The following is a 25,203-nucleotide window of genomic DNA, read 5'->3' as shown; positions in this document are numbered from 1 at the left end:
ATGGCCACCTATCCCGGCAAGGACATCGAGCGGGCAGCGCAGGCTGCTTGCGGCTCTGCCTCCGACGCAGGTGCCGGCGCCCCCGGTCCCAGCGCGTCCTGCGCCGGTTGCGGCGCTGCCGCCTTGACACCTGCCCAGGCGGCGGCCGCAGCCTGGGACGGTCCCGTGGCGCCCATCGCCGCCGTGGAGCCGGAGAGCCCCGCCGACGACGCGGGCTTTACGGCCGGCTGCTACCTCACGACCGTGGACGGCCATCCCCTGCGCGACATCATCGATTGGCGGTGGCTCGCGGCCGAGGATGCCATAGCGGTCGGCTACATCGACCAAGATGGCGAAGCGGGCGAAGTGGAACTGGAGCGCGAGGCGGGGGAGCGCTGGGGCTTCGAGTTCGACGGCGTGCTCTTCGATAAGGTGAAGCTCTGCCGCAACGCCTGCGTGTTCTGCTTCATGCGCCAGCTGCCCGAGGGCGTGCGCCCCTCGCTCGTGCTGCGCGACGACGACTTCCGCCTGAGCTTTTTGTCGGGCACCTTCGTCACGCTCACGAACCTGAGGCCCGAAGACGAGGCCCGCATCATCGAGCAGCACATCAGCCCCTTGCGGGTGAGCCTGCACGCGAGCAACCCCGAGCTGCGCCGCTCCATGATCGGCCGGCACGCCCAGCACGGGCTCGACGCCCTCGATCGCCTGCTCGCCGCCGGCATTAAGGCCCACGCGCAGATCGTGCTCATGCCGGGGGTGAACGACGGCGATGCCCTGCGCGAAACTTTGGAATGGGCCTGGGCGCGGCCGAACATCCAGAACGTGGGCATCGTGCCTTTGGGCTTCACGAAGCACCAGACGGCCCTGCACGAGAGCTTCACGGGTCCCGAGGCGGCCCTGAACGTCATCCGCACCATCGAGCCCTTCCAGGCCCGCGCCCGCACCGAGCGGGGCGGCCCGTGGGTATTCGCCGCCGACGAGTTCTACGTGAACGCCTTCGGTGCGGAAACCCCCGCCCATATTCCCCCGGCCAGCGATTACGGCGACTACGAGATGTTCGAGGACGGCATCGGCATCGTCCGCTCCTACGTGGACGAGTTCGCCGCCGCCTGCGAAAGCGGCCTGGCGGCCCGCGCCGCTGCCGTGCTGGACGGGAGCGGCGTGCGGGCCCGCTATATCGTCGGCGAGGCCATGCAGCCCTTCCTGGACGCCATGATCGCGGACAGCCCGCTGTCCGGCCGCCTCGTTCCCCTCACGGTAGAGAACGACTACTTCGGCGGCAACGTGAACGTCACCGGCCTTCTGTGCGGCTGCGACATCGCCGCCGCTATCAAGGCCGAGATAGGGAAAGAGCCCGCCCCCAGCGAGGAGGAGGACAACTTGCCCGAGGTTGAGCAGGGGACAGGTTCGGGGTGCTCCGACCGAGCGAGTTCCGCAGCGTCTGAAACAGCCCAGTGGGCTGTTTCACCAAGCGAGGACTGTCTGAGCGAATCGGGGTACCCCGAACCTGTCCCCGGACAAGTCCCTGCAGGCGAGCTGTTCCTCATCCCCAAGGTCATTTTGAACGACGACGGCGTCACGCTTGATGACATGACCGTGCAGGATATCGAAAACGCGGCGGGGGCGGCCGTTTGCGTGGTATCCTGTAATCCGCTCGACTACCTGCCGGAGATCATCGCCCTGGCTGACGGTCGTTTGTAGGAGCCAGTCGTCCGGCGCAGCCCCGCGCCCGGCCCAACCATAGATAAGAGGAACATCATGGCACTTCCCATCGTCGCCATCGTCGGCCGCCCCAACGTGGGCAAGTCGACGCTGGTCAACCGCATCGCCCAAACCGGCGAGGCCATCGTTCACGAGATGCGCGGCGTCACCCGCGACCGCAGCTACCACAAGGCCGACTGGAACGGCGTGGAGTTCATGCTCATCGACACCGGCGGCATCGAGATGGGCGGCGACGACGCCTTCCAAGGCTCCATCCGCTCCCAGGCCTTCGAGGGCGCCCGCGAGGCCGATGTCATCATCTTCCTCGTGGACGGCAAGACCGGCATCAACACCGACGACGAGGAGGTGGCCCGCATCCTGCAGAAGGCCAAAAAGCCCGTGTTTCTGGCCGTGAACAAGATGGACAACCCCGCCCGCATGGACGAGGTGTGGGAGTTCTACGCGCTCGGCCTGGGCGACCCGTGGCCCGTGAGCGCCCAGCACGGCAACGGCACGGGCGACTTGCTCGACGAGGTGGTGGCCGAGCTGCGCAAATGCGACCTCACCCCTGAGGAAGAGGTGGAGGCCATCAATGTGGCCATCATCGGTCGGCCGAACGCGGGGAAGAGCTCGCTGACCAACAAGCTCACCAACAACGACCGCTCCATCGTGAGCGACGTGGCTGGCACCACCCGCGACGCCATCGACACGCTGGTGGAACACGACGGCCAGATGTACCGTATCGTGGACACGGCGGGCCTGCGCCGCAAGAGCCAGATTGACGAGGACGTGGAGTACTACGGCTTCGTGCGGGCCATGCGCGCCATCGACCGGGCCGACGTGGCCCTGCTCGTCATCGACGGCACCCTGGGACTTACCAATGAGGACCAGCGCGTGGCGGGCTATGCCGCCGAGCGCGGCTGCGCCATGGTGATCGTGCTGAACAAGTGGGACATCGTGGAGGGCCCCGAGGCCAAGGAGAAGATCCGCGAGCGCATCGAGGACCGCATGACCTTTGTCGGCTACGCGCCCGTGGTGGCCATCTCGGCGCTCACGGGCAAGCGCGTCGACCGCATCTGGGACGCCATCGACACCGTGTACGCGAACTTCAGCCGCACCATTCCCACCAACCAGCTGAACAGCTGGCTCGCCGGCATCCGCGAGACGGGCCACACCGTGTCGAAGGGCAAGGCCGTGCTGCGCATGAAGTACCTCACCCAGACCGGTATCTGCCCGCCGTATTTCACCTTCTTCGTGAACCGCCCCGACGTGGTGGACGACAACTACGAGCGCTACCTGGAGAACCGCATGCGCGAGGCCTTCGACCTCACCGGCACCCCCATCCGCTTCAAGTTCAAGAAGAAGGACTAGGTCGTGGACACCGTCATCACCTACTTGACCCTGTCGTTTATCGTCTCGTTCCTGCTGGGGTCTATCCCCTGGGGCGTCATCGTCTCGAAGCTGGCCTTCCACAAGGACATCCGGGAGGAGGGAAGCGGCAACATCGGCACCACCAACGCCTTTCGCTCCATGGGGAAGACAGGCGGTGCGGTTGTGTTCCTGCTGGACTTCGGCAAGGGCGTGCTGTCGGGTTGGTTGGCGGCTTGGGTGTTCGCCCCGGCTATTGCCGGCGTGGCGGTCGATGGCACCGCGGCTGAGGGTCAGGCTCTGCTTGCCGTCTTCGGCCCAACGGGCGTGAACCCCGTCTCGCTGTGCCTGGCCCTGGCCTTCGCCGGCTGCACGCTCGGGCACATCTTCAGCCCGTGGCTCAAGTTCAAGGGCGGCAAGGGCATTGCCGTGGCCGCCGCCTGCCTGCTGTTCGTCTACGGTCCCGTGGGCTTCTTCATCGAGATCGCAGTGTTCGCCGGCGGCATTCTCATCACCCGCTGCGTGTCGGTGGGCTCCATCGCCGCGGCGGTGGTCTGCCCGCTTTTGGGCCTCTACTTCTACTGGGGCCATTGGGTGTCGTGGGCCATCATCGCCGCTACGGCGCTCGTGGTCATCTGGGCCCATCGCGCCAATATCCAGCGCTTGCGCGCCGGCACCGAGAACAAGATCGGCAGCAAGAAGAAGGAGCGTCCATGCGCGTAGCCGTTATCGGAGCGGGTAGTTGGGGAACGGCGCTGGCGCTCGTTTTGGCCGAGGCCGGGCACGAGGTGATGCTCTGGGCCCGCACGGCCGAGGTGGCCCGGGCCATCAACGCCGAGCATCGCAACCCGCGCTATCTGTCCGACTACCGCCTACCCTCGGCCATCTGCGCTACAGCCGACTACGCCGAGGCCGCAGACGGTGCCGAGGCCATGGTCATCGTGACCCCGTCGGCGGCCCTGCGCTCTGTGGCCCGCGATCTGGCTGCGCTGATCGCGCCCGATACGCCCATCGTCATCTGCTCGAAGGGCGTGGAGGAGCAGACGGGGCTGTTGCCCATCGACACCTTCGCCGCCGAGTTGGGAAACGCTGACCGGCTGGCGGTGCTGTCGGGCCCCACCCATGCCGAGGAGGTCATCTGCCGCAAGCCCTCGGCCGCTGTCGTGGCCTCGTCTTCGGAGGCCACGGCGCTGTTCTTCCGCGACTTGTTCGCCACCCGTTTCTTCCGCACCTACACCTCCGACGATCCCGTGGGCGTGGAGCTGTGCGCCGCCTTCAAGAACGTCATCGCCATTGCCGTGGGCATCAGCTACGGCATGGGTTTTGGCGACAACACGGCGGCCCTGCTCATTACCCGCGGCCTGGCCGAAATGAGCCGCATGGTGGTGGCCGCCGGCGGCGAGGCCCTCACCTGCATGGGTTTGGGGGGTGCTGGCGACATGGTGGTCACCTGCATGTCCCAGCACTCGCGCAACCGCCGCTTTGGCGAGCAGTACGTGGCCCGGGGCCTTACCCTGGACGACTTCACGGCCCAGACCCACATGGTGGTGGAAGGGGCCATCGCCTGCAAGACCCTGCGCACCTTAGAGGAGCGCTACGGGGTGGAGCTGCCCCTGACCGATACGGTGCGCAGCGTGGTGTGGGAGGGCGTGAATCCCCGCGAGGCCGCCGCCGTCCTCATCGACCGGCCCCTCAAGTCTGAGTTCTACTAGGTCGTTCGGGCCGTCCGGCTCTGGGTTCGGGGTAGGGGCGCCGTGCTCGGGCAGTCCTCGCTTGGGAGAACAGGACATTTAGTCCTGTTCTCGTCGCTGCGGAATCTGCGCGCGGACCCCCACCCCGAACCCAGAGCCTGCTTTGCCAACGCTGAATTGTTCACCTGCATTATCAGGTTTCGCCTGGTAAACGATGCGCATACGGAGGCGCAACCGACGGGCCTTCTCGCTGTCGTGGGAGCGAGAAGGCCTTATTGTTGTCATCAGCCGAGCGGGGAAGGCGCGAAAGCGAGCCCGATCCGCGCGGACCTTGACAACATTTCCAGAGCTTCCGTCGCACCGTCTCCTGCGTGAACCCTCCTCTCTCCTCTCTCTCAAAACCCTCGCGGCGGAAACCAAGTCCATGCGCACGTTTCCCCTTCTCCTCCGTGCGTACTGAGATGGCGGCCCTCCGGTTCCCCTGCCGGAGGGTCGTTTTTTATAGGGGAAAATAACCCATCACCAGGGGAGCGTCGGTTTGCCCTTGCAGTTTTCCCTCCGATACCGTACCGTTATCAGATGGTCAGATAAGGAGGAGACTGTGGTGCAAGGCGAAGCGAAGCACGGCGAGAAGAGAGCCTATGGGCGCTGGGTCATCGTCGTCCTCGTGATCTTTGCGGCCATGGGGACGTCCATCTACGGGGTGGCGCGGCAGACCTACGACGATATGTCCGACGCCGCCATCCGCAACCTCAACGAGAATCTGAATCTCATCGAGAACACCGTCGAGGCCATCATGCGCAGCGAGGCGGAGTTCCAAGAGCTCATCGCCGAAGAGATCGCCGCGGCGCCCGATCCCGAGGCCTATATTCTCAATTTGCGCAACAACGACACTACGGCCAAGCTGTCGGTGGTACTGGAAGGGCAAAGCGAGGGCATCTCCAACGACGGTGCGCCCTTCAGCCCCGCCGATCTGGACTTCACCGCCGGGGGCACGGTCATGGGGCTGCCCATTTCGCAGTCCTACGTGAACTACATGGGCACCTGGGCCTACACCATCGCGTGTCCCATCGAGCGCGACGGCCGCGCTATCGGCACGCTGTACGCCGAGTACGTCTACGATGCCATCGATCAATCGATGCCCGAGGGCTTTTACGACAAGCAGGCCGTGCTGTACCTCATGGATGCCGCGAGCGAGCGCTTCGTGCTGAAGCCCGAGGGCATGGGCGAGCGCAATGCGGGGCATTTGAACCTGGAGGACTTCTATCGTGCCAACAACGTGGTGGACGAGCAGACGCTGGCCATGGTGAGCCAGGGCATCGCCGATAAGGCCTCGGTGATGTTCGCCCACCAGGTAAAGGGGCGCGAATCGCTGTGCTATCTGTGGTCCATCAACGGGGGCACCACCTATCTGGTGGGATACGTGCCCATGGCCGCTATCCAGCAGGAGGCCCAGGCGGTCAATGTTGCCATCGCGCTCGTCATCGCCATCGCGGCGGCGGCCTTCGTCCTGTGCGTGGCCATCTACGCCTACAACCGCCGCAAGCAGCTGCAGATCCAGCGGGCGCGGGAGGCCGAGCGCGCCCGGCACAACGAGCAGCTGGCCCAGGCGCTGCGGGCGGCCGAGGTGGCCAACGAGTCGAAGTCGGCCTTCCTGGCCAACATGTCCCACGACATCCGCACGCCCATGAACGCCGTGCTCGGCTTCACGGCCATCATCGCGAAAGAGGCCGACGATCCGGCCAAGGTGCGCGACTGCGCCGGCAAGATCATGGCCTCGGGGCGCCACCTGCTCGATCTTATCAACGACGTGCTGGATATCTCGAAGATCGAGAGCGGTAAGGCCACCATGACGCTGGAGGAGTTCGACCTGGGCGATTCGCTCGTGGCCGTCGAGTCCATCATCGCCCCCATGGCCCGCCAGAAGCACCAGGTCTTCCGCACCGAGATCACGGGGGTGAACCACGAGCACGTGATCGGAGACGAGACCCATCTGAACCAGATCCTCATCAACCTCTTGTCCAACGCCGTGAAGTACACGCCGGAGGGCGGCCATATCCGGCTGCGCTTCATTGGCTTGCCGCAGCATTCGAGCCAGTTCGAGCGCATTCGCATCGAGGTGGAGGACGACGGCTACGGCATGACTCCCGAGTTTCTGGCCACCATCTTCGACTCGTTCACGCGGGCCGAGAACAGCACCACCAACAAGGTGCAGGGCACGGGTTTGGGTATGTCCATCACCAAGAGCCTCGTGGAGCTTATGGGCGGTACCATCGAAGCCGAGAGCACCGAGGGGGTCGGCTCGCTGTTCCGAGTCGATCTGGAGTTGCGCATTCCCGATGAGCAGGCCCAGGGCTTCTTCTGGCGACAGCAGGGCATTCAGTCCATGCTCGTAGTGGATCCCACGGCGGCCGGCCGCGAGATCGCCCAGGCCCAGATGGAGGGCACGGGCGTGCGCGTGGATGTTACGGCAGGGGTGCGGGAAGCCTTCGCTCTCGCCGAGACCGCGGCGGGGACGGGCGGCTACCAGGTGCTGCTGCTCTGCTGCGATCGACTGGACGAGGGCGCTGCGGCCACGGCCGAGGCCCTGCGGGCGGCGGCAGCCCCCGGCGCGGAGGTGCCGCTTCCGGTGGTATTCGTGGTGGACCACCACTTCGATATCGAGGAAGACGTGACGCTGCCGGCGCGCACAGGCGTGCTGGCGCGGCCCTTTTTCCTGTCCACTTTGAAGCGCAAGATCGAGGAAGTCGCCGGGGTCGGGGAGGCGGCCGAGGCCGCGGCCTACGATGCGGTACTGCAGGGCAAGCGCTTCCTGGCCGCCGAGGATAACTTCCTGAACGCCGGCATCCTAACCGAGCTGCTGGAGCTGGAAGGCGCCACGGTGGAGATCGTGGAGAACGGACAGCTCGCCGTAGAGCGTTTCGAGGCCTGCGAGCCCGGGGAGTTCGACGCCATCCTCATGGATGTGCAGATGCCGGTGATGAACGGCCATGCCGCGACCCGCGCCATCCGCGCCCTTGAGCGCCCCGATGCCCTTACCATCCCCATCATCGCCATGACCGCCGATGCCTTTGTAGAGGACGAGAAGGCGGCCCTTGCCGCCGGCATGAACGCCCATGTGGCGAAACCCCTGGAGATCGCCGACCTGAAGCGGGCCGTCGATCGCCTTGTCGAGAAAGGACGCCCATGAGCGCGCGTTTCCCCGTTCGCCTCCGTCGCACGGCTGCTCTGGCCGCCGTGGCCCTGCTGTGCGCGGCCCTGACGGCCTGCGCCTCCGGCGAGGGGGCTCGGAACTTGGCTGTGCAGGACAGCGACGCGGCCGCGGCCGTGGTCAATTTCTTCAGCCCCATGGAGAAGGCCAGCCCCGATGCCGACAACACGGCCCGCACTGCCAGCGATCTGACCATGGCTATGGCCGAGGAGCAGCTGGGCTTGACCATGGCCTACCGCACCTACACGGCCGAGGACTACCAGGATAAGACCTACGACGAGGTCTGCTTGGAACGGGTGCGCAGCGCCAAGGACGATCTGTACCTGCTGAATGCCGACGTCATCGTGGCCTTAGGGGCAGAGGGCAAGCTGGCCGACCTGTCGGAGCTCGCCTGCGCCCAGAACCTGCGCGAGGAGGTGCGTGCCGCCAACACCGTGGACGGCAAGTTGGTGGCCATTCCTCAGGAGGTGGTGGCCTACGGCCTGTTCGTGAACAAGGACATCTTCAAGGAGTGCGGCCTCGCCGTGCCGAGCACCCCCGAGGAATTCCTTGAGGCATGCCGCGTGCTGAAGGAGAAGGGCTACGACACTCCGGTGGGCGCCAACCGCTGGTGGCTGGAGACCTTCGTGTTCGCCCAGGCCTACGCCGATTTGTACAACGGGGGCGACATCGAGGCTGAGGTGGCGGCCCTGAACGCCGGCGAGGCGCGCTACAGCGACTACATGCGCCCGGGCTTCGAGTTCTTGAAGGCGTTGATAGATCGCGGCTATATCGATGCGGAGGACGCGCTTAAGAGCGAGGCCTTCGAAGGGGCCGGCGAGGGCGACGACTTCATGGCGGGGAAGTGCCCCATGGTCGTGGCCTACTGGGGCGCGGCGAACACCGACACTGCCTACGGTAATCCCTCCTTCACCATGGAGGTGGTCGGCTTTCCGAGCGAGCGCGGGCCGATGCCCGTGCTGTCCATGACCGGTTACGGGGTGAGCGCGGAGGCCGAGCATCGCGATGACGCGCTGGCGGTGATGGATGTGATCTTGTCCGATGAGGCGCTGCAGCTGTACGCCGAGACCAACCGCGTCATCTCGCCGTCGAAGAACGTGGCCGTAGATTGCGTGGAGCCGCTGCGGCCCCTGAACGATCTGGTGCAGGCCGACACCTACGTGCTGGCCTCCAACGCCGGCATGGACGTGGAGCAGTGGGGCAGCGTGTGCCTCATCGTGCGCGACCTTTTGGCCGGCGCATCGGTGGACGAGTGCATGGCGAAGCTGGACGCGCTGCAGGATGAGGCGACGGGGAAGTAGGGCGCTACCGCGTGTTTTGCTGCTCCAAGTTCAGCAGGGCGCTCTCCACGGGGCCGGCGGCCTTGCCCGTGGCGCTGACGATACGGTGAGCGGGGATGAGGATGGCCAGCGGGCTCTTCCTCACGGCGGCGCCCACGGCGCGGTAGGCGTCTGCCGCGCCGATGGTCGCGGCGATCTCGCGGGTGGTGCGCGTCTGACCGTAGGGGATGTTCGCCAGGGCCTTCCATACCTCGTGCTGGAAATCGGTGCCCGCTGGGGAGATGGCCACGGTGAAGGCGGTGCGCTTGCCGGCGAGGTACTCCATGACCTGGTTGGCCGCCTCGGTGGTGGTCGCGGTGGCACGGCCCGTGCCGGGCAGTGCGGCCTCGCCGAGAACGACAGCGGTGACGGCCTGCCCGTCGGCGCCGATGGTCACCGGGCCGAAGGCGGTAGGATAGGTGAAGAAGGTGCGCTCATCGCGGGCCAAGGGTGCTCCTCGCTCTTGGGATGCAGGTTTGCCGCTGGAGGCCATTATACGCTGCCGCGCGGGGCCCCGTGCGCTAAAATAGCGTCACTGGAACTTCGCGAGATGAGGATGCGCATCATGTACCAACCAGTGAAAATCGCCCCGTCCATCTTGTCGGCCGACTTCATGCACTTGGCCGACGACATCGCCATGATCGAGCAGGCCGGCGCGGCCTTCGTCCATATCGACGTCATGGACGGCCACTTCGTTCCCAACCTGACCATGGGGGTGCCGCTGCTGAAGCAGCTCAAGGCCGCCACCTCGCTCGTCTGCGACGTGCATCTCATGATCGACAACCCCCTGACCGAGATCCCCTGGTTCATCGAGGCCGGGGCCGATCTGGTGAACGTGCACGCCGAAGTGCTCACCGAAGAGGAGCTCGTGCGCGCCGTGGCCATGATCCACGAGGCCGGATGCAAGGCCGCCGTGGCCCTTAAGCCCAAGACCCCGGTGTCTGCCTTGGCGCCGGTCGTCGCCGACTTGGATATGGCGCTCGTCATGTCCGTGGAGCCGGGCTTCTCGGGACAGAGCTATATCGCCGGCAGCGACCGGAAGGTGGCCGAGGCGGCCGCGCTCGCGCGGGCGGCGGGCAACGAGGCCATGCTCATCCAGGTGGACGGCGGCATCGGCGAGGTTACCGCCCCGCTCGTGGCCGCCGCCGGGGCCGATGTGCTCGTCTGCGGCAACGCCGTGTTCAAGGCCGCCGACCCGGCTGCCGCCCTGCAAACGGTGCAGGCGGCGGCCGATGTTGCGCGCCTGACCGCCCTGGCCGGCGGCGCGGAGGCGTAGGGCCATGGACAACGCCACCGAGTTCCCCGTCTATCTGGATTACGCCGCCACGGCCCCTCTCTGCGAGGAGGCGGCCCGGGCCATGGAACCCTTCGGGGTGCCCGGCCCCGCCAACCTGGCCGTGAACGCCAACGCCAACGGGCTCTACGGCCTGGGCCGGGCGGCCTTCGACGAGCTGGAGGGAGCCCGACGCCGCGTAGCCCGCGCCCTGGGCGCGCGGCGGCCCGACGAGATCGTGTTCACCTCCGGGGCCACCGAGGCCGACGACGCGGCCGTGATCGGCCTGGCGGCCGCAGCCCGGGAGCGCCGCCGCCTGGCAGGCCAGGGCGGTCGCCCCGTCCACGTGATCACCACCGCCATCGAGCACGACGCTGTGCTGGCGCCCTGTCGGCGCCTGGAGGCCGAGGGGGTTTCAGTCACTTACCTGCGCCCCGACCGCCAGGGCTTCATCGAGGCCCGCGTCCTGGAAGAGGCTCTCACTCCCGACACCGTGCTCGTGTCGGTGCAGGCCGCCAACTCCGAGGTGGGCTCCATCCAGCCCGTCGCCGAGCTGGCGGCTCTGGCCCACGGGGCCGGGGCGCTCTTCCACACCGATGCCGTGCAGGCAGTGGGAAAGATGCCCGTGAACCTGGAGGCGCTGGGGGTCGACGCCGCTTCGGTATCGGCCCACAAGGTGGGCGGCCCGAAGGGGGTCGGCGCCCTGTACCTGCGCTCCCGCACCCCCTTTGCCCCCTTCCTGCTCGGGGGCGGTCAGGAGGGCGGCCGGCGCAGCGGCACCCAGAACGTCGCCGGGGTCGTGGGCTTCGCCGCGGCCTTGGAGGCGGCCGTGGCTCGCGAGGAGGACGAGTCCGAGCGCTTGCGCCGCCTGCGCGATCGGCTGTACGCGGCCCTGGCCACGGCGTCGGGCGTGCAGGCTACCGTGGAGGTGGACGCCGGCAGCCGCGACTTCCTGCCCAACATCGTGCACCTGCTTGCCGATGACTGGGAGAGCGAGACTATGGTGCTGCGCTTCGATCAGCTCGGCTTCTGCGTGGCCGGGGGCAGCGCCTGCTCGTCCCATTCCCTCGAGCCGAGCCATGTGCTCAAGGCCATGGGCATCGGCGGCGACATCGCTTTCAACGCCCTGCGCGTGTCCATGGGCCGCTACACCACCGAGACGGATGTCGACGGGTTCCTGGCGGCCTTGGGATCCGTGCTGAACTGGTAGGAGGTTACTATGGAGTTGGTGAACACTCATTGTCACTGCGTCTATTCCGGCCACGGGGCGGGCTCGGTTGCGGAATATGCCGATGCCGCAGCTGCTGCCGGCCTGACCACGCTGGCCTTCACCGAGCACTTTCCGCTGTCGGCGGCCTTCGATCCCGACGAGTACCTGTCGATGGCGGCGGCGAACTTGCCGCGCTACCTGGAAGAGATCGAGGCGGCCCGCGCCGCCCACCCCTCCATCGAGTTCGTCACGGGCACTGAGATGGATTACCTGGGAGATTTGGAGGACCGCGCCATCGACGAGGCGGCCCTGGCCCCCTTCGCCTTCAGGCTGGGCAGCGTGCACTTCATCGATGGCTGGGCCTTCGACGATCCGGCCCAGCGCGCCCGTTGGGAAGAGCCCGGCGCCCCCGATGCCATCTGGAGGCGCTACGGCGAGCTGTGGTGCGAGGCGGCCGCGAACCGAGCGAACCCCTACGATGCCATGAGCCACCCGGACTTGGCGAAGAAGTTCGGCTACTACCCGACCTTCGACCTGGCGCCCTTCTACGAGGCCATGGCCGAGGCGGCCCGGGCCGGCGAGCGCATGGTGGAGGTGAACACGTCGGGGGCCTACTACGCCTGCGCCGAGATGTTCCCGGCCCCGGCCCTGCTGGCGGCGTTTCGCCGGGCGGGGGTGCCCTGTACCGTGGGATGCGATTCCCACGACCCGGCCAACGTGGCCCGCGACATCCGCCGGGCCTACGACCTCATGTACGAGGCGGGCTATAGAAGCGTTACCGTTCCGACAGCCACAGGGGACCGTCGAAGCATTACCATCGAGTAGGTGCCTGCGGCCCGCTGCACGGCCGTGCCCGTGCCGGGCCAGAGGGTCCGGGGCACCGAAATGAAGACCACAGGCCGGCCGAGGCGGCCGGCGAACGTAATCGAAGGAAGCTGATCGCTATGGGTCTGTTCAACAAGCAAGAGCGCGCCGGCGCTCCGACGAAGCGGGACGCGCTGTCGCGGCGCGGTTCGGCCGAGCTGGCGACGAAGACGTTTTCGGTGACCATCGGTGCTCTGGAGACGGCGCTGCTCAAGGAGTTTCCCGCCGCCGACGCCGAGCCCTGGGACCGCACGGGGCTTTTGGTGGGCGAGCGCGCGCTGCCGGTGACCAAGGTGGCCGTGGCCCTGGATGCCACGGTGGAGGCCATCGCCGAGGCTCACGCCATCGGCGCCAACCTGCTGGTGACGCATCATCCCGCCTATCTGGACGCGCCCGGCACCTTCGCTCCCGAGGCCTCTGCGGCGGCATGCCCCGGCGCCGAGGTGTGGGCCGCCATCCGCCATCAGGTGGCGCTCATGGACTTCCACACGGCCCTGGACGTGAGCCCGCGGGCCGCCCGCGTGCTGCCCGGCATGCTGGGGCTGAAGTTCACGGGGAAGTTCGCCGAGCCGCTGGCCACGTCGCGCCGCAAGGGCTACGGCCAGCTGTGCGAGGTGCCCGCCAACGGCGAGGCCCCCGAGACCTTGAGCCGCCTGGCGGCCCGGGCGACGGCCGTGTTCGGCCGCGCCCCGCGGGTGTGGGGCGACCCTGAGGCCCCGGTGCGCCGCGCGGTCACCTGCACCGGGTCGGCCGGTGATACCGGCAAAGCGGCTCTGGCGGCCGGCGCCGACGTCATCATCTGCGGCGAGATGAAGTACCACAGCGCGCTGGAGCTGTCCCAGGCAGGACTTGCCGTCATCGAGCTGGGCCACGATGTGAGCGAGCTGCCGCTGGCGGCGGTTCTCGCCGAGGCCCTCATGGGCGCCGGGGTTCCCGATGAGCGCATCGTCATGATCGACCAGTCCGAGAACTGGTGGTATCCCGAGGCCGTGCGCGTGTAGGTGTCTCTGCCTTTTGCGCGCATCTTAGAAAGCCGCCAGCGCCTCTTGCAGGCAATCCCGCCAACGCCCCCGCTTCCGGGGGCGTTTTCCTGTGCGCCCCTTTCCCCGCGGCAAAAAAGTTTTTTTCCGACCCGCTGTTTCAGCGGCGGTGTTTTCGCCTATCATGGGGACGAGGAAATCTCAGAGCAAAAGGAGAGGTGCCCATGGACGCAACGCGCGAAGATATCGAGAGCCTGTTCGAGATGCAGGGCATCGACCTGGAGATCAAGCGCCTTGCCAAGGAACTCGACGAGCTGCCCCAGCGCGGCATCATCATGGCGGCCCGCGAGAAGAAGGCCGCCATCGCCGCTCAGCAGGAGAAGGTGGTCGAGGTGAAGCGCGCCACCACGCGCAAGCTGACCCGCATCGACGATGAGGACGCCTCGCTGGCCAAGAAGGAAGCCGGGGTGCAGGCGGCCATCGATGCGGCCCACGGCGACTTCCGCAACGTGGAGGCCCGCACCAAGGAGCTGGCCGGCATCGTGCGCCGCCGCGGCACCATCGCCGAGGACCGTGCCGTGGTCGCCGCCGAGCTGGACAAGGTGGCCGCCATCGAGGCCCAGATCAGCCAGGCCCTCGACGAGATCGCCGCGAAAGAGCAGCAGGCCATCGACTCCTTCCAGAAGCAGGGGGGCGATCTGAAGCTGGCCATCGCCAAGCTGGAGGCCCAGCGCGGCCAGGTGGAAGCCCGGGTGGATGCCGATCTGGCCCGTGCCTACGACCGCATCGTCGAGCGCGCCGGCGGCGTGGCCATCGGCGTTCTGGACGGCAGCCGCTGCGGCGTGTGCCGCGCGCCCATCGACGGTGGCCGCCTTATCGACCTGCGCAGCCAGGCACCGCTCGGCACCTGCCCCGCATGCAAGCGCCTTCTGGTAATCGCGTAAATTCTTCTTGTAAGGTACAGGGGTCCTGTGCTATAGTAGGCAGGCTTTTGTCATAGACAGTGGTAATTGGTATTAATGGAGTGATAAGAAATGTCCAAGGTTTGCGAAGTTTGCGGTAAGCACCCCGTCGCTGGTCGTAGCATCAGCCACTCTCATCGTGTGAGCAACCGTATGTTCCGTCCCAACATCCAGAAGGTCACCATCCGCGACGCGAAGGGCCATGTCCGCCGCGCCAACGTGTGCACCTCCTGCATGAAGGCCGGGAAGGTGGAAAGGGCCTAGCTCCTTTCCTTTGGTGCTGAAGCTCAAAAGCCCGCGTTGCGGGCTTTTCTGCGTTTCGCGGCAGGACGCGAGGTTTGTGGAATATGACCGACGGTCAACCGCGGGTAACCTTGCCGCCACCTTCCTTGCGCTATACTTTCCCCTATACGTACGCTATAACTCAGAGGAAAGGACGCCTCCCATGAGTTCTACGATTTCCGGCAATCTGCACGTTGCCAACGACGTGCTGGCCGACTTGGTCGGCAATGCGGCCATGGAGTGCTACGGCGTGGTGGGCGTGTGCGCCCCCAACGCCGCCGACGGCATCGCGAAGATCCTGCCCGCCAGCCGCCTGCGCCGCGGCGTGGTGGTGAACAGCCTCGACGAGGGGGTCCATGTGGACCTCTACATCATCGTGGAGTACGGCACCAACATCGCCACGGTCTCGCGCAACCTGATCGACCAGGTCAGCTTCGCGCTGAAGGAGTACGCACGGGTGCCGCTGGCCGGCGTGGACGTGCACGTCATGGATGTCAAGGTGCGCCGCTAGGCTCCCGTGAGTCGGGCGCCGGCGGATTCTCCCCGCGCCCTTGAAGGAGAAACAATCCCTCATGTCTACTACCTATTCTTCCAACAACATCTTGAACGCCGTGGCTGCCGCCGCCAAGTCCCTCGACGAGCGCAAAGAGGAGGTCAACCGCCTCAACGTGTTCCCCGTGCCCGACGGCGACACCGGCACCAATATGTCGCTTACCATCCAGAGTGTGGTGGGCAACGTGGCCGGTCTGCCCATCGGGGCCACGGCCGCCGAGGTGCGCAAGGCCGTCACCACCGGTGCGCTCATGGGCGCCCGCGGCAATTCCGGCGTCATCACCTCCCAGATCCTGCGCGGTCTGTGCGAGGGCAGCCAGCCCTTCGACACCTTCGACACCGAATCGGTGACCGCCGCCTTCGCCAAGGCCGTGGAGGTGGCCTTCCAGGCCGTGCGCAAGCCGGTGGAGGGCACTATCCTCACGGTGCTGCGCGACGCGGCCGCCGCGGCGAAGAACGCCGCCGAGGCCGGGCTGGACACGCCCGAGGCCCTGGACGCCATCGTGGCTGAGGCCTACGCCTCGGTGCAGCGCACCCCCGACCTTCTGCCGGTGCTGAAGGAGCACGGCGTGGTGGATGCCGGCGGCTTCGGCCTCGCCATCATCTTCGACGCCTTCACCGCTGCCCTGCTGGGGCGGGCGGGCACCATGGTCGATGAGCTGTCCTTCGCCCGCGGGGCGCACCCGAAGGTGGAGATCGAGCAGGTGAACGACTGGGAGGGCTCCCAGTTCCGCTACTGCAACGAGTTCCTCGTGGATTCCGACAGCCTCGACCGCGAGGAGGCGCTGAACTTCCTGTCCACCATGGGCGACTGCGAGCTGTGCGTGGGCGAGGTGCCGAAGTTCAAGGTGCACGTGCACTCCGACCACCCCGACAAGGTGCTGGCCTACTTCCTCGATCACGGCCAGGTGTCCGAGGTGTTCATCCACAACATGCAGATCCAGTCCGCCGAGCGCACCGAGAAGCTGGCCGCCGAGGAAGCGGCCGAGCGCAAGCCCCTGGGCTTTGTGGCCGTGGCCGCGGGCGAGGGCAACGCCGCCATCCTGAAGAGCCTCGGGGTGGATGTGGTCGTCTCCGGCGGCCAGACCATGAACCCCTCCACGAAGGATTTGCTGGATGCCGTCGGCTCGGTGAACGCCGATGCCGTCATCATCCTGCCGAACAACTCGAACATCATCATGGCCGCCAATTCCGCCGCCGAGCTGTCCGAGACTCCGTGCGCCGTGGTGCCCACCAAATCGGTGCCCCAGGCGTTTTCGGCCCTGTTCTGCATCGATGAGGACGCGTCTCTTCAGACCAACGTGGAGGAGATGACCGAGGCGGCCCGCGCGGTGAAGACCGGCGAGGTCACCTGGGCCACCCGCGATTCCAAGGACGCCGCGGGCAACCCCATTGCCGAAGGCGACGTCATCGGCATCGCCGACGGCTCCATCGAGGCGGTGGATGCCACCATCGAGGGCGCAGTGCTCACGCTGCTGGAAAAGATGGAGGCCGATGAGGCCGATACCTGCACCATCCTGGCCGGCGAGGGCTATTCCGATGATGACTTGGAGGCCCTGGTCGCGTCGGTGGAGGAGGCCTTCGAGGACCTGGAGGTGGACGCCCAGCGCGGCGAGCAGCCGCTCTACCCGATCATTTTCTCGGTCGAGTAGTGGCCATCGATCGCGAAAAGGCAACTTTGGCATTGGACGGACCCGTTTCACGGGTCCGTTTGGTTAGTCCCGCCCGCGCGCGGGCCCTCGAGAAGCTCGGCGTGCGCACGGTGCGCGATTTGGTGACCCACTTCCCGCGCTCCTACATCGACCTGTCGCAGGTGGAGACCTGCGCCACGGCCCGTATCGGCGAGATGTGCACCATCCGCGGCACGGTGCACGAGATCAAGCTGAAGAAGCCCCGCTACAACCTGAAGCTCGTGGAGATCGCTCTGGTGGACGAGACGGGCATCCTCATGGTGACGGCCTTTCGCCAGCCCTGGCTCATGGATCAGATCAAGGCGGGGGACGGCGTGGCAGTGTCGGGCAAGGTGACCTTCGACTACGGCTACAAGCGCATGACCAACCCCTTCATCGAGGTGATCGGGGAAGGGGAGGGGCCGGCCCTGGCCGGCTCGGTGGTGCCGGTGCACCCGGCCACCGAGAAGCTGACGGCCGCTTGGGTGCGCCGCATCGTGGCCAACGGCTTGGAAGAGGTGGAGGGCGCCTTCGACCCGCTGCCCTTGGGGCTGCGCCTGCGCTACCGCCTGATGAGCCGCAGCGCCGCCCTGCGCGCCATCCACTTTCCCACTACCATGGCCGAGGCGGCCGAGGCACGGCGCCGGCTCGTCTACGAGGAGCTGCTGTACCTGGAGCTGTTCCTCATGCAGGAGGGGGCCGAGCGTGCCGCCGGCGCGGCCCCGTGCGAGCACGTGACCGATGGCGAGCGCGTGGGCGCCTTCGCCGGGGCGCTGCCCTTCGCGCTCACCGGCGAGCAGGAGCGGGCCCGCGATGACATCTTGGAGGCCATGGCGGCCCCCGCGGTGATGAACCACATGCTGCTCGGGGATGTGGGCACGGGCAAGACCGTCGTGGCCGGCTTCGCCCTGGCCGCTGCCGCCGACAGCGGTTGCCAGGCCCTGCTTTTGGCCCCCACCGAGGTGTTGGCCCGTCAGCACGCCGAGGGCCTGGGGTCCCTCTTGGAGGCCGCCGGGGTGCGCAGCGCCCTGCTGACCGGATCTACGGCCGCTGCCGAGCGCGCCCAGATCACCGAGGCCTTCGCCGCCGGGGATATCGACGTGCTCATCGGCACCCATGCCCTGCTCTCCGACGACGTGCGCCCGGCGCGGCTGTCGCTAGCCATCATAGACGAGCAGCAGCGCTTCGGCGTGGACCAGCGCGCCAAGCTGCTGGCCAAAGGCGAGGCCCCCGACGCGCTCTACCTCACGGCCACGCCCATTCCCCGCACCCTGGCCCTGGCCCTGTACGGGAACCTCACGCTGTCCTACATCAAGCACCGCCCCCACGACGCCGTGCCGCGCACCACGCGCGTGCTGCCCAAGGAGCGCCAGGGCGAGGCCTTCGACGGCGCGCGGGCGGCCCTGGCCCGCGGCGAGCAGGTGTACGTGGTCTGCCCGCTCGTGGGCAAGGGCGCCGAGGAGCGCGACGCCAAGGCCGCGGGCAGGGCCGGCGCGGCCGACGCGGCGGGGGAGGAGTACCATCCCGCCGTGGCCATCGAGGACGCGGACGACTTCGACGACGACGTGACCGCCGCCACCAAGGAAGCGGAGATATTGCGCTCCACCACCTTCGCCGATTACACCGTGGAGCTGTTGCACGGCGGCATGGGCACCGAGGCCAAGCGCGCCGTGATGGAACGCTTCAGCACGGGCGAGGCCCAGGTGCTCGTGGCCACCACGGTCATCGAGGTGGGCGTGGACGTGCCCAACGCCACGGTGATGATCGTGCAGGACGCCGACCGCTTCGGCCTGGCCCAGCTGCACCAGCTGCGGGGCCGCGTGGGCCGCGGCACGAAGGCAGCCGAGGTGTATTTGGTGTCGGCGTCGCACCGCGAGGAGTCCCTGGCGCGCCTGGCGGCCATGGAGACCACCGACGACGGCTTCGAGCTGGCTGCCTTCGACCTGTCGCTGCGCCGCGAGGGCGACATCCTCGGCAACCGCCAGCACGGGGCGAGCGGATTGAAATTGGTGAACATCATGCGGGACGGGGCGGTCATCGAGGCCGCCCACGGCGACGCCCAGGCGCTGCTGGACGTGGACCCGCTTCTGCAAGAGCCCGATCATCGGGCCATGGCCCGCGAAGTGCGCCTCGCCTTCGCCGGCGAGGGAATCGTAGGAGGTTAGCCATGCGCATCATTGCGGGAGAATACCGCGGGCGCCGTTTGGACGCCCCCAAGGGCCAGGGCACTCGGCCCACGACCGATCGGGTGCGCGAGTCGCTCATGAGCGCCCTGCACTCGGCCCGCGGCGGCTTTGCGGGAGCCGTGGTGCTGGACGCTTTCGCCGGGTCGGGGGCGCTGGCGCTGGAGGCGCTCTCGCGCGGGGCGGACCGCGCGGTGCTCTGCGAGCGCGACCGCGAGGCCGTCGGTGCCATCGAGCGCAACCTGCGCACATTGGGGCTTTCCTCCGATCGGGCGCGCCTTATGCGCACCGATGTGGTGAAGCGGCCCCCGGCGGCCGGGGGCGCCCCCTTCGATCTGGTGTTCCTCGATCCGCCCTACGCCCTGGGGGCGACCGAGGTCTTCGATCTCATCGGGCGCCTCGATAGGGCCGGTTCTCTGGCCGCCGACGTGATCATCAGTTACGAGCACGACGGTGCCGACAACGACGCTGTGGACGCCCGGGCCGCGGCCGACGGGTGGGCCCTCGCATCGCGGCGCGCCTTCGGCGACACGGTGATCGACCTGTTGGCGCGGGCGGCCGAGCCCGAGGCGTCCGCCGCCGAGGGAGGGGCGCAGGAGTGCTTCCCGGTCATCATGGAGCGTTTGTGCATGGGGTAACCGTCGTATTACATAGCTTCTCCATCATGGTAGAATAGTAAAGCTCATCATGGATGCATTGCGTGCTGAGGCTTGCGGAGTCAATCAGCGCAGCGCGATAGTCAGGAAGGAACATCAATGGACGAAACCGGAGTGTTGGGGCTGCTCGAAGAGCTCTCGATCCTGCTCGAGGACTCGAAGCCCGTCTTCGGCAAGAGCAACCTGCGCCAGGTGGATATCGCCGCTGCCTTCGACATCATGGACGAGATTCGCGACCTGTTCCCCGCTGAGTTCTCCCAGGCCCGCCAGATCGTGCGCGAGCGCCAGAGCCTTCTGGACGACGCCGAGGTGGAGGCCAACCGCATGATCGAGGATGCCCGCAGCCAGGCCATCACCATCGCCAGCGAGCAGGAGATCGTGCGCATCTCCCAGCAGCAGGCCGATACCATCCTGGCCGACGCCCGCGAGCTGGAGCGCCAGACTCGCGCCGGCGCGGAAGACTACGCCGACGAGGTGTTCGGCCACATCGAGCAGAGCCTCGACACGCTGCTGAACAACACGCGCCGCTGCCGCGACCGCCTGAACGCCACGTCCATCAACGTGCGCTAGGCCCGCGCAACAACCAACCTGTCGGCGCGCCCCATTAAGAGGCGCGCCTTTTTATTTGAGAGGAAGATTGCCATGGTCAAGAACGACCCGAACCTGATCCACGTTCCCGAAGAGCTCTTCGAGACCGCCGAGAGCCGTCGCTTCGAGGGAGAGACCGTCTTGGGCGAGCTGGCGGCCGGCCCCGACACCTACCGCTTCGCCGCACCCGTGGCCTGGTCGGTGGACATCACGAATACCGGCGACGCCCTGTTGGTGATGGGCACGGCCCGGGCCCGTGCCGCCTGCGGCTGCGCCCGCTGCCTGGAGGAGGTGACCTACGACCTGGAGGGCGACATCGAGGGCTACTTCATCATCGGCGGCGCCGATGCGGTCACCCCCGATGATCTGGAGGGCGACGAGTTCTCCCGCCTGCCCGACAACCACGTCATCGACATGGTGCCCCTTATCGTGAGCGCCCTGCTGCTGGAGCTGCCCCTGGTGCCTCTGTGCGACGACGCGTGCCAGGGCCTGTGCCCCCAATGCGGCGCGAACCTGAACGAGGGCCCCTGCGCCTGCGCGTCGGACGGCGGCGCGGCGGCGGGCGGCCCCTTTGCGGCGTTGAAGGACTTCGACTTCGGGGTCTAGGGCGCGCCTGTTCTGCGATCGGTGATTTCATTTCCCTTTCACTTGGCAATGTCGCGCCGCACCGGCCCAAGGTGGGCTATGATGGACGCTGCGCCCTCCGCGGCGCCTTAGCGAGCTCCAACGGAAAGAGAGGCCCATGGAACAGTTCTTCGAGCGCACCTTCAAGCTGAAGGAGCACGGGACCACCGTGAAAACGGAGGTCATGGCCGGTACCATCACGTTTCTGGCCATGGTGTACATCCTGGCGGTGAACCCGTCCATCCTGTCCGCCTCGGGTATGGAGCCGGGCGCCGTGTTCACGGCCACGGCCATCTCCGCGGCCTTTGGCACCTTGTTCATGGCCTTCTACGCGAACTACCCCATCGCGCTGGCCAGCGGCATGGGCCTCAACGCCTACTTCGCCTACTCGGTCTGCGTGCCCATGGCCCAGCAGGGCATCCAGGATCCCTGGACCATCGCCCTTGCGGCGGTGCTCGTGGAGGGCGTCATCTTCATCCTGCTCACGCTGTGCAAGTTCCGCGAGGCCCTCGTGAACGACGTGCCGCAGAACCTGAAGCTGGGCATCGCCGCGGGCATCGGCCTGTTCATCGCCCTGGTGGGCCTGGCGAATGCCGGGGTCGTGGTGGACAACCCCTCCACGCTCATCGATCTCGGGTCGTTTGCAACGCCCCAGGTGGCGCTGTCGGTCATCGGCCTTGTCGCCGTGGCCGTGATGTACCACTACAACGTGCCCGGCTATATTTTGTGGGGCATCCTGGGCACCTGGCTGCTCGGCATCGGCGCCGAGCTTCTCGGCTGGTACCAGGTCGATCCGGAGGCCGGCGTCTACTCGCTCATTCCCAGCCTGGCCGCGGGCATCAACCTGCAGGCGCCCTATCTGTTCGCCTTCAACTTCGACTTCGCCCTGAACCACCTGGTGGACTTCGCGGTCATCGTGTTCGCCTTCCTATTCGTCGATCTGTTCGACACCGCCGGCACGCTCATCGGCGTGGCCAGCAAGGGCGGCCTGCTGGACAAGCAGGGCCGCCTGCCTCGGGCCAAGGAGGCGCTCATGGCCGACGCCGTGGGCACCGTGGTGGGCGCCTGCGTGGGCACCTCCACCACGACGAGCTACGTGGAGAGCAGCGCGGGTGTGGCCGCGGGCGGCCGCACGGGACTGACGGCCCTGACCACGGGCCTGCTGTTCGTGATGGCGCTGGTGTTCTCGCCCATCTTCTTGGCCATCCCCAGCTTCGCCACCATGCCGGCGCTCGTGTGGGTGGGCCTGCTCATGATGTCCTCGGTGACCAAGATGGACTTCTCCGAGGATGCCGCCGGCGCCGTGGGCGGTTTTCTGGCCATCATCATGATGCCGTTTACCTACTCCATCGCCAACGGCATCATGTTCGGCATCCTGGCCTTCGTGATCGTGCGCATCTGCCAGGGCCGCGCCAAGGACATTCATTGGGTCATGTGGATCGCCGCCGCCCTGTTCCTTTTGCGCATCGCGACCTTGGTGATGTAGCGCTTCGCAGAGAGGAAGGGGAGGAAGGGGCGGCGTGCCCTGCGCGCAGATTCCGCAGACCGGGAAAGGAGGGGTACTGTTCTTGCCTCTCTTTTTGCCAAAGCGCGGACTTGTTTGAGCACGGGGCTCTCCGCCCCTTCCCCCCCCGGAGGGAGATGAAGAGGGAATCTGGAAAACCCGTGCCGTTGGCGAAATCGGGATATATTCCCTCTTGCGACGGGGGTACGGGTTTGATAACATACCAGATCGTGCGTTTACAGAAGAAGTTGTGAGCGGCACCCGTCGTTCCAGCTATAGAAGGAGTAATCGAGATGGCAGTACCTAAGCGCAAAATGGGCCGTGCCCGCACCCATGCCCGTCGCAGCACCAACGACAAGATCTCCATGCCCGCCCGTTCCGTGTGCCCGCAGTGTGGCGAAGTGAAGCTTCCCCACCGCGTGTGCGGTAACTGCGGTTACTATCGCGACCGTGAGGTCATCGAGACGGAGTAGTCCCCAGGTGTTGACGGTCACGGAAGGTTCAGGTGCCTTCCGTGATGTCGGCAAAGCCTCCTCGCATTCCAAGCTGGTAGAGCCTGGTTTGCCAGGGGGCTTTTTGGCTATAGGCCGTCGCGCCTCCGATCGTGCCCACGCTGCGCGCAGGTAGGGTCGGGGACGCATCGTCCGCTTTTCGCAAGGAGTATATTCGTGGCTGAATCAGTAACTATCGCCGTCGACGTCATGGGGGGCGATCTCGGTCCCGCCGTAGTGCTGGGCGGCGTCTCCCAGGCGCTTCAGGCCGATCCCGACCTGCACGTGATGCTCGTGGGCGCCGCCGAGGCCGTGGAGCCCTTCGCGGCGTCCCATGATCGGGCCCGGGCCCAGGCGACCACCGAGGTCATCGAGATGGCCGAGCACCCGGCCAACGCCGTGCGCACCAAGAAGGACTCGTCCATCGTGGTGGGCTGCCGCCTGGTGAAGGAGGGCACGGCCCAGGGATTCTTCTCCGCGGGCTCCACGGGGGCCTGCCTGGCCGCCGCCACCCTGGTCGTGGGCCGCGTGAAGGGCGTGAAGCGCCCGGCCCTGGGTCAGGTGCTGCCAGCCTACGCGCGCCCCTGCCTGCTCATCGATGTGGGGGCCAACGCCGACTGCAAGCCCGAGTACCTGGTGCAATTCGCCCAGATGGGTGCCGTGTACATGGAATCCATCATGGGGGTGGAAAACCCGCGGGTGGGTCTTTTGAACATCGGCTCGGAGGATACCAAGGGCGACGAGTTCGCCCAGAGGGCCCACGGTCTTCTGGCTGATTCGGTGCCCCAGTTCGCGGGCAACTGCGAGGGCGGCAACCTTATGGCCGGCGACTTCGACGTGGTGGTTTGCGACGGATTTACGGGCAATGTCTGCCTGAAGACCATCGAGGGCACCGCGAAAACGCTGTTCAAGTACGTGAAGGACGCGCTTATGGGCTCGCTGGCCTCGAAGCTGGGGGCGCTGCTCGTGAAGGGCGACCTGTCCGCCCTGAAGGCGAAGCTGTCGCCGGAGACCTACGGCGGCACGCCGCTGCTCGGCGTGAAGGGCGCCGTCATCGTGGGCCACGGCTCGTCCAATGAGGTGGCCATCGCCAACGGCATCGCCGTGGCCGCTACCACCGTGCGCGCGAACGTGGCCGGCGTGATCGCCGAGACCGTGGCCCGCACGGCCGCTGCCAAGGGCGCCAGCGGGGAAGGGGAAGCCGCGGCTTCGGATGCCCGATGAGCATGACGCCCGAGCAGGAGACGAAGCTGGCCCGCGCCCAAGAGATCGTGGGGCACACCTTCGAGAACACCCAGTATCTGCTGTCGGCCATTACCCACCCCTCGGCCACCGAGGGGCGCGCGGTGAAGTTCTCCTACGAGCGCCTGGAATTTCTGGGCGACTCCATCTTGGGGGCGCTTGTGGCCTCCACGGCCTTCCATCGCTTTCCCGATTTGGACGAGGGGGGTCTCACCCGTATCAAGGTGGCCCTCGTGTCCGGGGCGAGCCTGTCGGAGGTGGCCGATAAACTGGGCTTCGCCGACGTGATCGTGTTCGGCTCCTCGGAGACCGGCACCGGACGGCGCGGCCTGCATTCTGCCTTGGAGAACGTGTACGAGGCCGTGGTGGCCGCCCTGTATCTGGACGGCGGTGTGGAAGCGGCCGGCGCATTTGTCGATCGCACGCTGATTCCGAAGATGTCGCTCGATTTGGCCCGCGAGCCCGAGAACCCGAAGAGCGCCCTGCAGGAGAAGCTGCAAGAGGGCGGCATCACGCCCACCTACAAGTTGGTGGAGACCCAGGGACCGCCCCACGACCGCACCTTCGTCGCCCAGGTGTACGCCGGCGACAAGGGGCTGGCCCAGGGCGTGGGCCGCACGAAGAAGGAGGCCGAGAGCCAGGCGGCGAAGTCCACCCTGGCGCGCCTGTCCGAGTTCTTCGGCATCGGCCTGACAGGCGAGCAGCAGGCCGAGCGCGCCGAGAAGGCCGCGGCCGAAAAGGCGGCCCGCGCCGAGGAGAAGGCGGCGAAGGTGGCCGCTCGCGCCGCCGAGAAGGCAGCCCGGGCCGAGGAAAAGGCCGCTCGGGCGGCCAAGAGGAAGCAGGACTAGGCGCC

Annotated in this window: 23 protein-coding genes; 22 read left to right on the top strand and 1 reads right to left on the bottom strand. The window is 67.0% G+C overall.

Translation table 11 applies throughout. From position 1 onward, the window contains the following. The 6 genes from G503_RS14395 to G503_RS0107925 all read left to right on the top strand — a co-directional run bounded on the left by G503_RS14395 (position 1) and on the right by G503_RS0107925 (position 9,251). Positions 1-1,680: a DUF512 domain-containing protein gene (locus tag G503_RS14395; protein WP_084636419.1), complete on the top strand. Its 1,680-nt coding sequence runs from the start codon at positions 1-3 to the stop codon at positions 1,678-1,680. Positions 1,681-1,737: 57 nt separating this feature from the next. Next, on the top strand, positions 1,738-3,051 hold the full coding sequence (gene der, locus G503_RS0107950) for a ribosome biogenesis GTPase Der (RefSeq protein ID WP_028027163.1): 1,314 nt from the start codon (positions 1,738-1,740) through the stop codon (positions 3,049-3,051). 3 nt (positions 3,052-3,054) lie between these two features. Then, positions 3,055-3,771 carry a glycerol-3-phosphate 1-O-acyltransferase PlsY gene (gene plsY / locus G503_RS0107945; protein WP_235715525.1) on the top strand — a complete coding sequence of 239 codons (717 nt, stop codon included), beginning with the start codon at positions 3,055-3,057 and terminating at the stop codon, positions 3,769-3,771. Further along, positions 3,762-4,760: an NAD(P)H-dependent glycerol-3-phosphate dehydrogenase gene (locus G503_RS0107940; RefSeq protein ID WP_028027161.1), complete on the top strand. Its 999-nt coding sequence runs from the start codon at positions 3,762-3,764 to the stop codon at positions 4,758-4,760. Before plsY ends, G503_RS0107940 begins: the two co-directional genes overlap by 10 nt. A gap of 580 nt (positions 4,761-5,340) precedes the next feature. Next, a complete protein-coding gene (locus G503_RS0107930) occupies positions 5,341-7,929 on the top strand; it encodes an ATP-binding response regulator (RefSeq protein ID WP_028027160.1) in 2,589 nt (862 codons plus the stop codon). Then, on the top strand, positions 7,926-9,251 hold the full coding sequence (locus G503_RS0107925) for an ABC transporter substrate-binding protein (protein WP_028027159.1): 1,326 nt from the start codon (positions 7,926-7,928) through the stop codon (positions 9,249-9,251). The genes G503_RS0107930 and G503_RS0107925 overlap by 4 nt, the downstream gene beginning before the upstream one ends. Positions 9,252-9,255: 4 nt before the next feature. Here G503_RS0107925 and G503_RS0107920 read toward each other — a convergent pair whose 3' ends face one another. Next, a complete protein-coding gene (locus G503_RS0107920) occupies positions 9,256-9,717 on the bottom strand; it encodes a methylated-DNA--[protein]-cysteine S-methyltransferase (RefSeq protein ID WP_028027158.1) in 462 nt (153 codons plus the stop codon). A gap of 117 nt (positions 9,718-9,834) precedes the next feature. Between G503_RS0107920 and rpe the strand changes: the two genes are divergently transcribed. From rpe to rnc, 16 genes are all read left to right on the top strand, one after another. Next, positions 9,835-10,545 carry a ribulose-phosphate 3-epimerase gene (rpe, locus tag G503_RS0107915; RefSeq protein WP_028027157.1) on the top strand — a complete coding sequence of 237 codons (711 nt, stop codon included), beginning with the start codon at positions 9,835-9,837 and terminating at the stop codon, positions 10,543-10,545. Positions 10,546-10,549: 4 nt separating this feature from the next. Then, positions 10,550-11,752: a cysteine desulfurase family protein gene (locus G503_RS0107910; protein ID WP_028027156.1), complete on the top strand. Its 1,203-nt coding sequence runs from the start codon at positions 10,550-10,552 to the stop codon at positions 11,750-11,752. A 9-nt stretch (positions 11,753-11,761) separates the two neighbouring features. After that, entirely contained in the window at positions 11,762-12,577 is an 816-nt protein-coding gene (locus G503_RS0107905) for a histidinol-phosphatase HisJ family protein (protein ID WP_028027155.1), read from the top strand. Between the two features lie 119 nt (positions 12,578-12,696). Beyond that, positions 12,697-13,617, top strand: a complete 921-nt coding sequence (locus tag G503_RS0107900) for a Nif3-like dinuclear metal center hexameric protein (protein WP_051191055.1) — start codon at positions 12,697-12,699, stop codon at positions 13,615-13,617. 203 nt (positions 13,618-13,820) lie between these two features. Then, positions 13,821-14,540 (top strand): zinc ribbon domain-containing protein, encoded by a 720-nt coding sequence (locus G503_RS0107895; RefSeq protein ID WP_028027153.1) that lies wholly within the window; start codon positions 13,821-13,823, stop codon positions 14,538-14,540. A 90-nt stretch (positions 14,541-14,630) separates the two neighbouring features. Continuing rightward, positions 14,631-14,822 carry a 50S ribosomal protein L28 gene (rpmB, locus tag G503_RS0107890; protein WP_028027152.1) on the top strand — a complete coding sequence of 64 codons (192 nt, stop codon included), beginning with the start codon at positions 14,631-14,633 and terminating at the stop codon, positions 14,820-14,822. Between the two features lie 181 nt (positions 14,823-15,003). Further along, positions 15,004-15,351 (top strand): Asp23/Gls24 family envelope stress response protein, encoded by a 348-nt coding sequence (locus G503_RS0107885; protein ID WP_028027151.1) that lies wholly within the window; start codon positions 15,004-15,006, stop codon positions 15,349-15,351. Between the two features lie 61 nt (positions 15,352-15,412). After that, complete coding sequence (locus tag G503_RS0107880; RefSeq protein WP_028027150.1) at positions 15,413-17,044, top strand: DAK2 domain-containing protein; 1,632 nt, start codon at positions 15,413-15,415, stop codon at positions 17,042-17,044. 59 nt (positions 17,045-17,103) lie between these two features. Continuing rightward, on the top strand, positions 17,104-19,227 hold the full coding sequence (locus G503_RS0107875; protein WP_235715524.1) for an ATP-dependent DNA helicase RecG: 2,124 nt from the start codon (positions 17,104-17,106) through the stop codon (positions 19,225-19,227). Positions 19,228-19,229: 2 nt separating this feature from the next. Further along, the gene (gene rsmD / locus G503_RS14385) at positions 19,230-19,883 is read left to right on the top strand and encodes a 16S rRNA (guanine(966)-N(2))-methyltransferase RsmD (RefSeq protein WP_084636415.1); all 654 of its coding nucleotides are present in this window, start codon (positions 19,230-19,232) and stop codon (positions 19,881-19,883) included. A gap of 117 nt (positions 19,884-20,000) precedes the next feature. Then, entirely contained in the window at positions 20,001-20,471 is a 471-nt protein-coding gene (locus G503_RS0107865) for an ATP synthase subunit B family protein (protein ID WP_028027148.1), read from the top strand. 72 nt (positions 20,472-20,543) lie between these two features. Next, positions 20,544-21,095 (top strand): YceD family protein, encoded by a 552-nt coding sequence (locus tag G503_RS0107860; protein ID WP_035022430.1) that lies wholly within the window; start codon positions 20,544-20,546, stop codon positions 21,093-21,095. Between the two features lie 136 nt (positions 21,096-21,231). Next, complete coding sequence (locus tag G503_RS0107855) at positions 21,232-22,599, top strand: NCS2 family permease (RefSeq protein WP_028027146.1); 1,368 nt, start codon at positions 21,232-21,234, stop codon at positions 22,597-22,599. A 311-nt stretch (positions 22,600-22,910) separates the two neighbouring features. Next, positions 22,911-23,090: a 50S ribosomal protein L32 gene (gene rpmF / locus G503_RS0107850; protein WP_028027145.1), complete on the top strand. Its 180-nt coding sequence runs from the start codon at positions 22,911-22,913 to the stop codon at positions 23,088-23,090. A gap of 195 nt (positions 23,091-23,285) precedes the next feature. Beyond that, positions 23,286-24,332 carry a phosphate acyltransferase PlsX gene (plsX, locus tag G503_RS0107845; RefSeq protein ID WP_028027144.1) on the top strand — a complete coding sequence of 349 codons (1,047 nt, stop codon included), beginning with the start codon at positions 23,286-23,288 and terminating at the stop codon, positions 24,330-24,332. Next, positions 24,329-25,198, top strand: a complete 870-nt coding sequence (gene rnc / locus G503_RS0107840) for a ribonuclease III (RefSeq protein ID WP_028027143.1) — start codon at positions 24,329-24,331, stop codon at positions 25,196-25,198. Before plsX ends, rnc begins: the two co-directional genes overlap by 4 nt. The last annotated feature ends 5 nt before the right edge of the window (positions 25,199-25,203 follow it).

The sequence above is a fragment of the Adlercreutzia mucosicola DSM 19490 genome (genome assembly GCF_000422625.1).
GTDB lineage: Bacteria > Actinomycetota > Coriobacteriia > Coriobacteriales > Eggerthellaceae > Adlercreutzia > Adlercreutzia mucosicola.
Note: the sequence above shows the minus strand (reverse complement) of the source record. Positions and strands in the feature narration are given on the sequence as shown.

Excerpts from the sequence above, each read along its gene's own strand:
- G503_RS14395 (WP_084636419.1), top strand. The coding sequence starts at position 1 with ATGGCCACCTATCCCGGCAAGGACATCGAGCGGGCAGCGCAGGCTGCT.
- der (WP_028027163.1), top strand. The coding sequence starts at position 1,738 with ATGGCACTTCCCATCGTCGCCATCGTCGGCCGCCCCAACGTGGGCAAG.
- G503_RS0107940 (WP_028027161.1), top strand. The coding sequence starts at position 3,762 with ATGCGCGTAGCCGTTATCGGAGCGGGTAGTTGGGGAACGGCGCTGGCG.
- G503_RS0107925 (WP_028027159.1), top strand. The coding sequence starts at position 7,926 with ATGAGCGCGCGTTTCCCCGTTCGCCTCCGTCGCACGGCTGCTCTGGCC.
- rpe (WP_028027157.1), top strand. The coding sequence starts at position 9,835 with ATGTACCAACCAGTGAAAATCGCCCCGTCCATCTTGTCGGCCGACTTC.
- G503_RS0107910 (WP_028027156.1), top strand. The coding sequence starts at position 10,550 with ATGGACAACGCCACCGAGTTCCCCGTCTATCTGGATTACGCCGCCACG.
- G503_RS0107905 (WP_028027155.1), top strand. The coding sequence starts at position 11,762 with ATGGAGTTGGTGAACACTCATTGTCACTGCGTCTATTCCGGCCACGGG.
- G503_RS0107900 (WP_051191055.1), top strand. The coding sequence starts at position 12,697 with ATGGGTCTGTTCAACAAGCAAGAGCGCGCCGGCGCTCCGACGAAGCGG.
- G503_RS0107895 (WP_028027153.1), top strand. The coding sequence starts at position 13,821 with ATGGACGCAACGCGCGAAGATATCGAGAGCCTGTTCGAGATGCAGGGC.
- rpmB (WP_028027152.1), top strand. The coding sequence starts at position 14,631 with ATGTCCAAGGTTTGCGAAGTTTGCGGTAAGCACCCCGTCGCTGGTCGT.
- G503_RS0107885 (WP_028027151.1), top strand. The coding sequence starts at position 15,004 with ATGAGTTCTACGATTTCCGGCAATCTGCACGTTGCCAACGACGTGCTG.
- G503_RS0107880 (WP_028027150.1), top strand. The coding sequence starts at position 15,413 with ATGTCTACTACCTATTCTTCCAACAACATCTTGAACGCCGTGGCTGCC.
- rsmD (WP_084636415.1), top strand. The coding sequence starts at position 19,230 with ATGCGCATCATTGCGGGAGAATACCGCGGGCGCCGTTTGGACGCCCCC.
- G503_RS0107865 (WP_028027148.1), top strand. The coding sequence starts at position 20,001 with ATGGACGAAACCGGAGTGTTGGGGCTGCTCGAAGAGCTCTCGATCCTG.
- G503_RS0107860 (WP_035022430.1), top strand. The coding sequence starts at position 20,544 with ATGGTCAAGAACGACCCGAACCTGATCCACGTTCCCGAAGAGCTCTTC.
- G503_RS0107855 (WP_028027146.1), top strand. The coding sequence starts at position 21,232 with ATGGAACAGTTCTTCGAGCGCACCTTCAAGCTGAAGGAGCACGGGACC.
- rpmF (WP_028027145.1), top strand. The coding sequence starts at position 22,911 with ATGGCAGTACCTAAGCGCAAAATGGGCCGTGCCCGCACCCATGCCCGT.
- rnc (WP_028027143.1), top strand. The coding sequence starts at position 24,329 with ATGAGCATGACGCCCGAGCAGGAGACGAAGCTGGCCCGCGCCCAAGAG.